The following is a 13,171-nucleotide window of genomic DNA, read 5'->3' as shown; positions in this document are numbered from 1 at the left end:
GAGAGCACAGCCCGGCGACTCCGCCGAGGGGATCGCCCGTCACGGCGAACGGAATCGCCGGATCGATATCCGTGGCGCGGCGAGACGCGGGATCGACGATCTTCGCGGGAAAGGGATCGCCCGCCGTCCGCCGTCGTTACTGGTCTGCGGCTCGATCGCCACCCGGCCCGGACGGGGCGCGTTCGCGGGAGCCGCCCGACGGCTGCCCGCGACCGCGCCGTGGTTCCGCCGCTGTCCGGCCCGGTCGCGAGTCTCCGCCGCCTGTGTCGCCGGGCTGCCGGGGGCCGCTCGGACTCTGGCGGAGAACCGACGACACGGGGACGGCGGCCGATGTGCCCGGGGGAGGTGATCGGCGTCGAGAGGCCGCTCGTGATCACCGGGACGGCGTCGCCGTCGTGGTCGCGGGGGCTCCGGTGTGGTCCCGGCGCGGCCTGCGCCGACGGGTCAGGCCGTCGCGCCGTCGAGGAGATCGCCCGCCGCATCGGCAAGGCCGGTGACCCCTCGGTAGTCCGCGACGAGTCTGCGCAGCGTGTAGTGGTCGAGCACCCGTTGCCGTGCGCTCTCGCCGAGCCGCACCCTCAGCTCCGGATCGGCGAGCAGCCGCAGCAGCGCCGCCGCGAAGGCCTGGTGATCGGTCGCGTCGACGAGCAGGCCGTCCCGCCCGTCGGTGATCTGCAGTCGTATCCCGCCGACCTCGGTGGCGAGCACCGCGCGGCCCTTGATCATCGCCTCGGTGACGGTGAGCCCGAAGCCCTCCGCCACACTCTTCTGCACCACCACGTCCGCCCGGCGTTGCAGGGCGTTGACCAGCAGCGCACTGACCTCGGCAGGCTGCTGCGCGATGCTGATCAGGTGGACCCTGGCGCGATCTTCCGGTGCCAGTCCGGCGAGGACGTCGAGCACCTCGGCCAGCACGGCGGCGCCCTCCGGGTCGTCCGGGATCTCCCGAGGGTCCGCCCCCGCCACCACGAGGTGCACATCCGGCGGCAGGCATTCGACGGCGCGCACCACGTCGGGGATGCCCTTCAGCGGGTCCCATCGCGAGACCTGGAGCACGACCCGTGCTTCGGCGGGCAGCACACCCTCCTGGACGATGTCGGCCCGTCCCCGGCGCCCCGACGGCGCGGTGAGCCCGATCCCGTCGAGCAGGCTGCTGATCTCGGCCTCGGTCAGTGCCCGGTTCTTCGGGGCGCTCGGGTCGATCGCGGGCGGGATGACGAATCGGTTCCCGGCGGGCACCGTCGGCGGGGCGAACGCGGGCAGGGTCGTCACCACCGCGTCGATCGCGGCGAGTTCGGGGGCCATCGCCTGCCAGACGGCGGCGGGGCCCCGTTCCGGGGGCACCTCCGCGCCGACGTGGCAGTGCCAGACGACTCGGGCGCCGGTGGCACGCAGCGCGGGAGCCAGGCCGAGCGTCTGCGGATCGTGCAGGACCACGACGTCGCCGATGCCGAGCGAACTCCGGAACCAGGCCGCCTGTGGAACCAGGACCTCCCGGTAGGTCCGCAGGGTCGCCGGATCGGCGATCCGGTTCGGGACGGCCCTGCCGTGCAGGAGATGATGCAAGTACTTGGTGATCGCGTAGAACTCGGCCGTGCCGCCGATCACCGCCCAACCGGCATTGATCCCCTCGCCGCGTTGCTCCTCGACGAGGCCCCGCAGCAGTTCCGCGACACCGCCGCCGGTCGCCGTCGCGTTGACGTGCAGCAGCCTCGGCGTATCGGCGCCGGGTCGGATCTCCCAGACTGGGGTCGGCATCGACTCTCCGATCTCCTGGCGGCCGGGGCCGCATGATGGCGTGGCCGACCGGCCCGCACCGCCCCAGGCCCACCCCGCCGCCGATCCGGCGCTTCGCGGGCGGCCGCGTCTGCGCCGGACGTGGCGAGTGTGCCCCGGCCGTCCGAGGCGAGTGCGTCGGTTCCGAATCCCAGGTCAGCCGCCCGCTGCCGATCCGGCGGCGCGCCGCGTCTGCGCCGGAGCCGTGGCCAATGCTGTGAGTGGTGGGAACGGACGTCAACCGGAGCCCCGGGCGACCACCCGAACGAACGAACTCGCAGGCCGCCCTCGTCGGGACACCACGGGGAGGCATGCAGACACGGTCGGTCGGATCTGACGTCTCGGCGTGCCCTGCTCACCCGGTGCGGCCGTCGGCTTCGTCGGCGGTGCGCAGGCAGGAGGCAGATCAGGAGCACGTGACCCGGCACCGCCCGTGGTTTGCGCTCGGGCGGCCGCGTCGCCGTGCTCGCAGGGGCTCCTCGGTCATCTGCCGGGGCCGCCTGTCGGGTGGGGAAGAGATCTCGCTGGTCAGGTGCTCGGACTCAGCTGCCGACGGAGGTCACCGTGATCTCCCCGCTGTCGGTCTCCACCGTGATCGAGTGCGGTCCGTTCGGGTCGGTCGGGACCTGGGTGGTCACGTTGCCGCTGCCCGTCGTGGTCGTGACCCGGTACGGGGCGAGGGGCACCACGATCGTCACCTCGCCGCTCTGTGCCGTCGTCGTCAGCTCCTCGGGTGCCTCGGCGAAGAACAGCTCGACCTCACCGCTCGCCGAGGTCACGTCCGCCTGGCTCGACCTGATTCCGGCGCCCCGCAGCTCGCCGCTCTCGGTCGACAGGGCGAGCGCCCCGCCGACGTCGTCGATGAGGATTCGGCCGCTGCTGGTGGTGATCGTCAGGTCTGTATCGAAGCCCGACGCGCTGACCTCCCCGCTGTCGCCCTCGATCGTCACGTTCACCCCACTGGGCACCCGGACCTCGTACCGGGCGTCACACCGGCCGATGACGAAGGGCGAGCAGTCGGTGGCCAGCGTGAGCCTGTCCTCGTCGAGTTCCCAGATCGCATCGGTGCTGCCCATGAACGACGATCCCGCGAACCAGCGCGTCACCTCGATCTCGTCGACGTCGGCGGACCGCACATCCAGGTGCTCGACGTCGGATACGGAGATGACGAGGTGCTCGGCGGCCGGGCCGAAGCCTCGGATCTCGGGGTCCGCCGCGTCCACGACGTCCGCGCAACCGGACAGGACGGTGATGCCCAGCAGCGCGCCGCCCGAGGCGAGCAGCGTGCGGAGCCTGCGGCGACGGGGCGTGATCACGAGGGTCCTCCGGGGCTGGGCGGGCCGGGTGTCGTCGGACGTGCAGCCGACCGGTTCGGCCGGGCGGACTCGGTCTTCGGTGACTCGGAGTCGCGGCGACGAGCCCGCCGCGCCGAGTCCCCGTCGAACAGGTGTCAGTCTAACGAGCGGAAAGATCGTCGAGGTTGATCGCCGACGGGCCCGGTGACCGGTCGACGACCGCGCCTCGGGTCCGAGCGGTGGGCCTTCGGAGCCGTCCGAATGGCGTCCGACATCCGGCATCGACGCCCCCGGCGTGGAGATCCGGCATCGAGGTCCGTGCACCCAAGGTGCTCGTGCGCCGAGGTGTTCGCACCTGGCCGGCCGGCAGGTCTGGCCTCTCGCCGCTGACCAGCCCCTGCCGCCCGGCCGTGACGCGGCCTGGTGGACCTGCTCCAGACATGACGACGGGCCCGCCCGCTGGTCGACGACTAGCAGACGGGCCCGGCTCGGCTCGGCTCAGTCCGCCGACGGGCTCGCCGCACTCTCGGCGGCGGTCCTGCTCCTGCGGGACCGGCCGCCGATCGCGGCCCTGGCCCGCTCGGTGAGCGAGTACAGCACCGGGACCAGCACCAGCGTCAGCAGCGTCGAGGAGAACAGACCACCGATGACGACGATCGCCAGCGGCTGCGAGATGAACACCCCGCCGCCGGTGATGCCCAGGGACATCGGCACCAGCGCGCAGATCGTCGCCAGCGCCGTCATCAGGATCGGCCGCAGTCGTTGCCGCGAGCCCTCGATGATCGACTCGGCGACGGATCGGCCCTGTTGACGGACCTGGTTGACCAGGTCGATCAACACGATGGCGTTGGTGACGACGATGCCGATCAGCATCAGCATCCCGATCAGCGCGGGGACGCCGAGCGGAGTGCCCGTGATCACCAGCAGGCCCAGCGCGCCGGTCGCGGCGAACGGGATGGACACCAGCAGCAGCAGCGGCTGGAGCAGGCTGCGGAACGTCGCGACCATCACCACGTAGACGATGGCGACGGCCAGCAGCAGCGCCAGGCCCAGATCGGCGAAGGCCTCGTCCTGATCGGCGCTCACACCACCGATCGCTACCTCGATGCCGGGTGGCACGTCGAGCTCGTCGATCCGGGTCTGCAACTCGGTGTTGACGCTGCCCAGGTCCTCCGCCGCGAGGCTCGCGGTCACCGTCGCACTCCGCTGTCCGTCCTGACGGGTGATGCTGGTGGCCTCGGAAACCTCCTCCACGGTGGCGATGTCGCCCAGCGTGATCGCTCCGGCGGGTCCGCCGCCCAGCGGGAACTCGCGCAGCGCCGCCACGTCGGCAGGCGCCGCCCCGCTGCGCACCACGATGTCCTGTCGGGTGCCGTCGAGTGTCAGGTTCCCCGCAGGCGTGCCGCGCATCGCGCCCGCCACCACCGGGCCCACCGTCGCCTCATCCATGCCGATGGCTGCGGCGGCCTCCCGGTCGACGGTCACCTCGACCGAGGGCGCCTCCACGGCGAGGTTGTTGCTGACGTCGGTGGCGCCGGGAGTGTCGGCGACCAGCTCCGTCACCCGGGTCGCGGTGTCGGCCAGGTCGGCCTCGTCGTCGCCGCTGACGATCACCGCCAGCCCGCTCGCTCCGCCGAAGCCCATGCCGCCCGCGTCGACGGTGATCTCGCCCGCGTCCGACAGCTCGGCCAGCCGCTCCCGCAGCTCGGACTGCACCGCCGCCTGATCGGCTTCGGAGTCGGTGGTCACGGAGAAGGTCGTGGTTCCCGAGGACCCGCCCATGCCGAAGGAGGCGGCCATGCCGCCCTGCGAGCCGATCGAGGCCTGATACCCCTCGACCGAGTCGGTGTCGGCCAGCACGTCCTCCACCTGCCGGGCCGCCGCGTCGGCGGTCTCCAGGCTCGCGCCGGGGGGCAGCTCCTGCCGGACCGACAGGGTGTTCTGACCGCTGTCGCCGAGGAAGTTGGTCTGGAGCTGCGGCACCAGGGCTAGCGTGCCACCGAGCAGTCCGACGGCGATGACGAGGGTGATGACCGGATGCGCCAGCGCACCACGCAGCACCGGTAGGTAGGTGCGCTGGAGCGGGCTGCGCTCCTCCTTCTCCCGGATGGCCGCCTCGTCGGGCTCGCCCTCGCCTGCCTCGCGGCGGTCCTTGAGGAACCAGTACGCCAGCACCGGCACGATCGTCAGCGAGACCAGCAGCGAGGCGAGCAGCGCGACGGACACGGTGACGGCGAAGGGCCGGAACAGCTCGCCGACCTGGCCGCCGACCACCGCGATCGGCAGGAACACCGCGACGGTGGCGATGGTCGACGCGGTGATGGCGCCTGCCACCTCACGGACTGCGGTGAGGATCGCCTGCCGTTTGGGCTCGCCGTAGCCGAGATGTCGTTTGATGTTCTCGATGACGACGATCGAGTCGTCCACCACCCGCCCGACGGCCGCCGTGAGCGCGCCGAGGGTGAGGATGTTCAGCGAGTAGTCGGTGACGTAGAGGCTGATCAGGGCGATGAGCACCGACATCGGGATGGACACCGCGGTGACCAGCGTCGAACGCAGGGAGAGCAGGAACAGCAGGATGATCACGATGGCGAAGACGAGGCCGAGGGCCCCTTCGACCGTGAGGTCATGGATCGACTGCTCGATGAACGGCGCCTGGTCGAAGACGACCGTGACCTGACCGGACTCGCCGAGCAGCCGCTCGATCTCGGGAAGCAGCTCGCGGACCTGCTCGGAGATCTCGACGGTGTTGCCCTCTGGCGTCTTGGTCACGCCGATGCCGATGCTGGGCAGCCCGTCGGTGCGCGAGTAGCCGGTGGCGTCCGCAGGGGCGCTGGTCACCTCGGCGATGTCGGCCAGCCGCGCGGAGCCGCCGTCCGTCAGCGGAAGTCGGATCTCCGGTAGATCGGCCACCGTGTCGACGGGTGCGCCCACGGACACCGAGAGGGTCTCGCCGTTCTGGGTGAGCGTCCCGGCGGGCACGCTCGCGCCCGCCGCCTGCAGGGCCTGGAGGACCGACGGCAGTGGGATGCCCTGTGCGGCCAGGGCGGCGGAGTCCACGTCGATGGTGACCACCTGATCGGCCACACCGGTGAGACTCACCTCGCGGACTCCGGCGACGCCCTCCAGCAGCGGGACGACCTCGTCGCGCAGCAGCGCGGCGGCGTCCTGCTCGTCGGCGGCCGAGGCGGCCGAGAGCTGGAGCACCGGCAGGTCGTCGACGCTGCCGGTCATGACGGTCGGCGTGACCGCGTCGGGAAGTCCGTTCGCGACCCGGTTCACCGCCTGCTGGAGATCGGTTTGGGCGCCGCTCAGGTCGGTGCCGAACTCCAGTTCGACGTTGACCACCGACATTCCGCCGCTGCTGGTCGCCGACGTGCCGACCACGCCTCGGACGCCGGTCGCCGCCGTCTCCAGCGGTTCGGTGACCTGGTCCTCCACCACCTGGGGTGCGGCGCCGGGGTACGGGGCGACCACGGCGGCGACCGGGATCTCCATCGAAGGGATGAGCTCTTGTCTGAGTGAGGTGGTCGCGAAGACGCCGAAGCCCAGGATGAGCACCGATGCCAGTGCGACCAGGGCTCGGTTGGCCAGGCTGAGGCGAGCAAGCCAGGTCACGGGTGGTTCCTCCGGTCGGGTGATGATCAGGAGGTGAACGGGTGAATAGTTAGCTTCACGCATAATATTTACCCGCACCCCGGAGTTCGTGGAGAACCGGGTCGATGGGGCAGGATCGCCCGGTGCGGATCGACGAGGAACGGCACCGGCTGATCGACGCCGTCGAACGGCATCACGACGACCTCATGCGGGGGGCCGTCCGAGTCAGATCGCATCCGCTGCTGGACAGCGGGATCACCATGCAGCAGTTTCGGGTGCTGCTCTGCCTGGCGATCGAGGGAGGCGTCGCCGGGCACGCCCTGGCGGATCAGCTCGGCGTCAGCCTGGCCACCGCGACGGGCATGATCGACCGGCTGCTCGACAGGGGACTGGTCAGCCGGGTCACCGACACTCGGGACCGACGGGTCCGACGTTTGTCACTCACACCGGCAGGTGTCACCCTTCTGGACGAGATCGCCACTGCGGGCCGTGACCATCGTCAGGTTCTCCTCGCCCAGCTCTCCGTCGAGGAACTCCGTGCCGTCGAGCGGGGCGCGGCCGCCCTGCTCGCCGCCGCGGGCCGGGTCCCGCCGGACGCCGACCTGCCTCGAACCGCCCCCGCGCACCGGGGTGGCGGTCTGATCCGAGGGCGGCCGGAGCCGAGTTCGCCTCGGCACGGCGCCGTCGGAGTCGGCGTGCCCGCCCCCGCCGACGGCGAGGTGCAGCTCTGGTGGGCGACGACCGCCGATGTCGGCGCCACGGCGACCGGTCTGCTCGACGTCGAGGAGACCGGCCGGTATCACGCCCTGCGAAGAGCGGAGGATCGGCGGCGCTATCTCCTGGGCCGGGCGCTGGTCCGGACGCTGCTCGCCGTGCACACCGGCCTGCCCGCCGGGGAACTGCGCTTCGCCCGACACTGCGGACACTGCGGCGGTCCGCACGGCAAGCCCCGCGCCGTCGGGCCCGGGAGCGGACTGGAGTTCTCGCTGGCCTATGCGGGGGAGTGGGCGGTGGTCGCCCTGTCGACCTCGGCTCCGATCGGGATCGACGCCGAGCCCCCGAGGAGCGGGCGGCAGTGGGGGCCGCTGATGGACTCGGCGCTGGCGCCCCGGGAACGGGCCAGGGTCGACGAGGCGAGTCCTGCGGAGCGGGCTGAGCTGGTCACCGGGTACTGGACCCGGAAGGAGGCCGTCCTCAAGGCGGTGGGTGTGGGGCTGACGATGCCGATGGACCAGGTCGTGGTGAGCGGCCCCGGCGCCCCGCCCGCCGTCCTGAGTCTGGGCCGGAGAACAGGCCCGCCGCACGCCGCCGCGCTCCCGACTCCGGAGTCCTTCACCGTGCTGGTCGCCGACGGGCCCGCCGGGATTCAGACGGCGGCAGCCTCCGCGACCGGGCAGCCCGCGACGCTGACCGTCCACTCGGCGGCCGCCCTGCTCGCGTCTCCCGCCTGCGGCTGACCGGCGCCGTCCCTCGGCCCGATCCCGTCGGCTCGGTGGAGGAGCCCGCCGTGTTCTGTGCGGATCGGCCTGCCGTGTCCTGCGGCGGCCTGCGGCCTGGCCGCCGGTGATCAGCCGGGATCACCGTCCACTCAGGACGTCAGCGCCTGGCCAGCGCCTGCCGGGCGAGACGTCCCAACGCCTGGGTGATCCGCTGCTGACTGATTCCCTGCTGGTGTCGTTGGTGTTGATAGACCTCGGGGGCGATCGGGGCGAGGAGGGAGTCCGTCGTGGCGTCCGGGTCTGCCGCGTCGGCGTCGACGAGCAGCCCGCGCACATGGGCCCGCCACGACTCGTAGGACCATGCCTCGAAGCGGGCCGTGCCCGCCTCCGCGCCCAACACCAGGTACAGATGACGTTCCAGGATGTCGATCATCGCCGCGTAGAAGGCGGCCAGCCGTTCGGCAGGCGGCGCACCCGGCCCCAACGGCGGCTCGCCGGTCGACAATCGGTCTCGTAGCGCCTGCTCGTGCTCGTCGAGCAGGGCGACCGCGATGGAGGCCGGATCGGGAAATCTGCGGTACAGCGTGGCGCGGCCGACACCCGCCTCCAACGCGATCTCGCCCATGGTCACGGGGTCGGCGCGGGAGGTCGAGAACAGTCGTTCGGCGGCGGCGAGCACCCGAGCACGGTTGCGTGCCGCGTCGGCTCGCTCGCGCGTCCGACGTCGTGGAGCCGGACGCCCCGCTTCACCCCGCCTCGTCTCGGCAAGGGAGTTCGCGGGAGTGGCATCGGGCCCGTCGAGGCCGTCCATGCCGTGCCCAGGGGTCGGTGTCGGCCGGGACATGCGCTTACCCTACGCCAGGTCTCGCTGCGGACCCGGTCTCGGCGATCGGAGGTCGCGACGGCTGCCGCCCCGCGCTCGTCCGCCGTCCATGGTGCGGGCGAGGCGGGCATCGAACGCAGGATCGAAGTCGTGACCAGCGAAGACGATCTCTCGGACCGCATCGACGGCGCGGATGCGACCCTGCTGCGACGGCGAGCGGGCCCGCGGGAACGAGCGGGTCCGGCCTGCCGTGTCGTGCGGGCAGCGGGCGGCGGGCGCGATCCACCGGACGTCGACGGACCCTCTTCTCCCGGTCGCGGTCGGGAGCCTCGGCGCACCCGAGACGGTCCGGAGGCGGCCGGGCCTCGGCGGCGTCGCGCGGTGGTCCGGGCCGCTTCGACGACCCGCCTGCGGCAGGCGACGCACTCTCCTGCCGCCCGCGACCTCGATCAGCGGGGCGGGTTTCGGGGCTGGGCGCCTGCGACTCCGGGACGCACTCGACCTCCGGTGCGCCGGCCCCCGGCGACGCGGGGAAGAGGCAGGGGAGAACGATTAATCCGTCGCGCGGTGCTGCCCGCCGTGGCACGATGCCCGCCATGCCAGGAGTCATGACGCCCGAGCAGCTTGCCGACCGCACGTCGAGGGCCGTCGCCGCCGCGGTCGCCGCAGGCCGGGACCTCGGACTCACGGTGACCGAACCGGTCGTGCTCCACGACATGTTCTCCGTCGTCGTGCACCTGGCGCCTGCTCCGGTGGTGGTCCGGGTGCCCGTCGTCCTGCCGCCCTCCGCCGATCTCGACATCCAGTCGGCGCGGCAGCAGATCGAACTCGACGTGGTGGCCTGGCTCGCGGAGCAGGGCACCCCGGTGATCCCGCCCAGCCCGCTCGTCCCGCGAGAGCCCGTGCGCCGGAACGGCTTCTCGATGACGTTCTGGCAGCTCGTCGCGATCGACGAGAGCGCAGTGCCCGACTATGTCGACAACGCGCGCCTGGTCCCCGACCTGCACGCGGCGCTGCGCGACTATCCGGGCGAGTTGCCCTTCCTGTCGGCGGCCGAACCGAGGATGGTGCGCGACGCGCTGACGGATCTGGCGACCCGGCCCGACCTCATCGACGCCGCCGATCTCGACCGCGCGCGGCGGGAGTGGGCGATCCTGGAACCACTGGTCAGCTCCCGTGCCGAGTTCGAGGCGGCCTTCCCCGGAATCGATCTTCAGCCGATCCACGGCGACGCACCCGCGTACAACATCGTCGCCACCACGGACGGCGTGCTGTACTCCGACTTCGAACTGGTCACCCTCGGGCCGGTCGAATGGGACCTGGCGGCCTTCGGGCCCGAGTCCGAGTCCGCGTACGACGAGGCCGCCCGGAGTCGGGGCCTGCGTCCGTTGGACGAGCGCATGCTGCGTTTCGTCAACGCCGTCGGCATGTCCAGGACGATCGCGTGCCTCGCGCTCTCGCCGGAGTTGCCCATGCTCGTCGATGCCGTGAAGGAGGGCGTTGACCAGTGGCGGGCCCTGCCGTTCGCAGGCGGCCTGACCGATCTGGTGGGCGAGGGCTGACCGTCCGCCGTCAGTGCGGCGCGACGACCTCGGGCGAGCTGCCTGGACTACAGCCGGACCCGCCGCCGTCGGCGCGGCGGCAGCCGGGCGAGCGTGACCGACGTCGAGTTCCGACAGACGGTACTCAGGATAATGCCCGCTTACCTGCGGGAATCGTGCGAGGTTGTGGGGCCTTCCCCGCCCGGTGGCGGGGAAGGGCTCCTCAAAGCGTGTTCAGCGAACAGCCCGGCCGCTCTTGAGCGTGTGTAGCAGCGCGTCGAAGGCCGCCTGGTGCACGACGAGTGTGCCGCCGTCGCGGTTCTTGGTGTCGCGGATGCCGACGAGGCCGGGAGCGTGGCCGATCTCGACGCACTGGCCGCCGTTGCCGCTGCGGCTGCTGGTTCGCCAGTGCTTCAAGCGTGCCAATGCCGTCTCCTTCCACTCTCAGCGGGATGCGTGTTCACCATGAATCGTAGTCACGAGCCGCAGTGAGTCCTGCGTCGGTAGAGCGAGACTCCGAAGCTCATCGAACATGATGTTCAGGGCCGCTACGTCGGCTGCCTCATCGATGACATGCCCGCCCAGCGGGTTGTCCGCGAAGCCGACGTCGGGGTCGGTCGGCTCAGCGAACGACAGCACGGTGAACCCGCCAGTCATGCTCGGATGGGTGCCTGCTTCATAGGTCAAGACCTGGACGATCACGTTCGGCAGCTTGCTCAGCGCGATCAGATGATCGAGCTGCTCCGCCATGACGTCGGCACTGCCGACGCGGCGGTGTAGTGCGGCCTCAGCGACGACGGCTCGGAGCTCTAGTGGCGGCTCCGCTGTCAGCCGTTGTTGTCGTGCCATCCGCGCCGCAACACGCTTGTCGATGTCGGCAGGGTCGGTGATGTGCCGACCGGTCGAGTGGATCTCCCGAGCGTAAGCCTCAGTTTGGAGCAGCCCTGGGACAAGTTCGATCTCGAAGTTCCGCACTTCTGACGCTGCCTGTTCGAGACCGACATAGGGCTTGAACCAATCAGGTAGGCGGTACGTCGACCACCATCCGCGCTTTGCGCCTTCGCGTCGGAGCTCTTCGAGCTGACCCCGGACATCCTCAGGCGCTCCGTAGTAGTCCAGTAGGGCGCTCAGCTCGACCTTCTTGATTCCGGAGCGGCCAGTCTCCCAGTTGCGGATCTTTCCTTCCGAACAGTCCAACTGGTCGGCAGCGTCTTGGACGCTGCGGTGCGCCGCAGTTCGCACCTCCGTGAGCAACGACCCGAGCCTTCGTCGGCGAGCTGTGGGACCAAGCGACATCTGCATCTCCTGCGCGGTTCCTGATGTGTCAGGTGACCCTATCGCCAACACCGACCACACAAGTCACCCAAAAGAGTCATCGTAAATCCTACATGTAACTTGTACGCTCACTTCCTACGGCTCGCGGAGGTTGGGTTGAGACTGGCACGCGGAAGACGGTGGAGATGCCCCTCGAACGATCACCACTCGGGCATCGCAGGGCACTGTTCCGCAGCCCGAGGCTCTGATGCATCTGCCACGGCTCTGCGGCGGTCGTCTAGGAAGCCACCGATCGTTGGCACTGGAGGCAAGCGGGAGTCATCACTGCCTGCGGCTCTTGGCGCGCGGTCGTAGTCAACACAACGAAAAGCACTGGGAGAAGAGGGAGCGCTGGGCCGACTGGCCGGTCGGCCCAGCCCCTCACAATGGAGAGGAGCGAAGGAATGGCCTTCGCATCACACTCCGTGGCGATCCTAGCCATGGAGTACCCGAGCAATCAGGGCAGCCAGGTCTTGCTCGTCCTGATGGGCGCCGGCTTGGCGCTTCTGGTAATCGCCGTGTGTGATATCGCCTCCCGGTGGCGTGTGCGGCATCCCCGGCGCCGCCCGCCGTCACGTCGAGATTGGGCGCGGATTCGCGAGGCGGAGTGCCGATCACGGGCTACCGGGTCGTGGACCGTGGACCGGTCGGTGCTGACCGGTGGGGTTCCGCAGCGCGCCGCCGCTGTCGCCTCCGAGGCGGTGGTCTTGTGACGGCGGTGGAGGCACCGGACTGGCCGGTGGACGAGTCGGAGCAGCCGGTTCCGACGGTTGTTCGGTGGGTGGGTCGGTTTCGGCGGATCGAGCATCGGCGTGATCCGGATTATCGGGATTCGGCGGTGTCGATATGCGGGTGTGCGGTCGAGCCCGCCGAGGAGTACAGCAGGTTCCCGTCGTGCCGCACGTGCTTCCCGACGGGAGCGGGGTCGTGAACGGGCTGGCGTGGTTCGTTCAGTCGGTGCGGATGGGGGATACCCACCTGGCCGATGCCGACTGGGACGGCGGTCGCGTCCGGCCGGTCTGTGCCCCTGCGGCGTTGTTCGTTCCGATGAACCGGAATCCGCTGGTCGACCTCTACTACGAGGATCAGCCGTGTACTGACTGTCTGGCGGATGTCGGCGTGCCTGGGCACCTCGCCCGCCCGCCGTTGGCGGTTGTCCGGTGAGCGGGTGGCCGTGGTTCACGCAGGACACCGTTCCGGAAGCGGGGTTGTGTCTGGATCGGCAGCTGATCGTCGGTCTGGTTCCGGTGTGCGGGGCGTGTCTGGGCGAGTCGCTGTCATCCGAGGAGATACCCGCACCAGGCGGTGCCGGTCTCTGAACTCCCGTCCCGCGCGGAGCACGCCGCGCGGGACGGGTGGCCCGATCCACTCCCGGCGCGGGATACC

Annotated in this window: 9 protein-coding genes; 3 read left to right on the top strand and 6 right to left on the bottom strand. The window is 70.8% G+C overall.

From position 1 onward, the window contains the following. Positions 1-444 precede the first annotated feature (444 nt). The 3 genes from UA74_RS21080 to UA74_RS21070 form a co-directional block, all read right to left on the bottom strand. Positions 445-1,758 (bottom strand): glycosyltransferase, encoded by a 1,314-nt coding sequence (locus tag UA74_RS21080; protein WP_075741805.1) that lies wholly within the window; start codon positions 1,756-1,758, stop codon positions 445-447. Between the two features lie 560 nt (positions 1,759-2,318). Further along, positions 2,319-3,092: a DUF4097 family beta strand repeat-containing protein gene (locus tag UA74_RS21075; RefSeq protein ID WP_075765292.1), complete on the bottom strand. Its 774-nt coding sequence runs from the start codon at positions 3,090-3,092 to the stop codon at positions 2,319-2,321. 477 nt (positions 3,093-3,569) lie between these two features. Beyond that, positions 3,570-6,689, bottom strand: coding sequence for an efflux RND transporter permease subunit (locus tag UA74_RS21070; protein WP_075765290.1), 3,120 nt, complete (start codon positions 6,687-6,689; stop codon positions 3,570-3,572). A gap of 104 nt (positions 6,690-6,793) precedes the next feature. On the opposite strand from UA74_RS21070, the gene UA74_RS21065 reads away from it, so the two are divergent. Beyond that, positions 6,794-8,125 (top strand): MarR family transcriptional regulator, encoded by a 1,332-nt coding sequence (locus UA74_RS21065; RefSeq protein WP_083683438.1) that lies wholly within the window; start codon positions 6,794-6,796, stop codon positions 8,123-8,125. Positions 8,126-8,264: 139 nt separating this feature from the next. On the opposite strand, the gene UA74_RS21060 is transcribed toward UA74_RS21065, so the two are convergent. Next, positions 8,265-8,951: a TetR/AcrR family transcriptional regulator gene (locus UA74_RS21060; protein ID WP_232237356.1), complete on the bottom strand. Its 687-nt coding sequence runs from the start codon at positions 8,949-8,951 to the stop codon at positions 8,265-8,267. A 575-nt stretch (positions 8,952-9,526) separates the two neighbouring features. Here UA74_RS21060 and UA74_RS21050 point away from each other — a divergent pair. After that, entirely contained in the window at positions 9,527-10,492 is a 966-nt protein-coding gene (locus tag UA74_RS21050) for a phosphotransferase family protein (protein ID WP_075766272.1), read from the top strand. A gap of 213 nt (positions 10,493-10,705) precedes the next feature. Here UA74_RS21050 and UA74_RS21045 read toward each other — a convergent pair whose 3' ends face one another. Beyond that, positions 10,706-10,897, bottom strand: a complete 192-nt coding sequence (locus UA74_RS21045; RefSeq protein ID WP_075741800.1) for a DUF397 domain-containing protein — start codon at positions 10,895-10,897, stop codon at positions 10,706-10,708. A gap of 18 nt (positions 10,898-10,915) precedes the next feature. Beyond that, positions 10,916-11,767, bottom strand: coding sequence for a helix-turn-helix domain-containing protein (locus UA74_RS21040; RefSeq protein WP_198042803.1), 852 nt, complete (start codon positions 11,765-11,767; stop codon positions 10,916-10,918). Positions 11,768-12,712: 945 nt separating this feature from the next. On the opposite strand from UA74_RS21040, the gene UA74_RS21030 reads away from it, so the two are divergent. Continuing rightward, positions 12,713-12,949 (top strand): hypothetical protein, encoded by a 237-nt coding sequence (locus tag UA74_RS21030; protein WP_157434351.1) that lies wholly within the window; start codon positions 12,713-12,715, stop codon positions 12,947-12,949. Positions 12,950-13,171: the final 222 nt, after the last annotated feature.

The sequence above is a fragment of the Actinoalloteichus fjordicus genome (assembly GCF_001941625.1).
In the GTDB taxonomy this organism is placed as follows: Bacteria; Actinomycetota; Actinomycetes; order Mycobacteriales; family Pseudonocardiaceae; genus Actinoalloteichus_A; species Actinoalloteichus_A fjordicus.
Note: the sequence above shows the minus strand (reverse complement) of the source record. Positions and strands in the feature narration are given on the sequence as shown.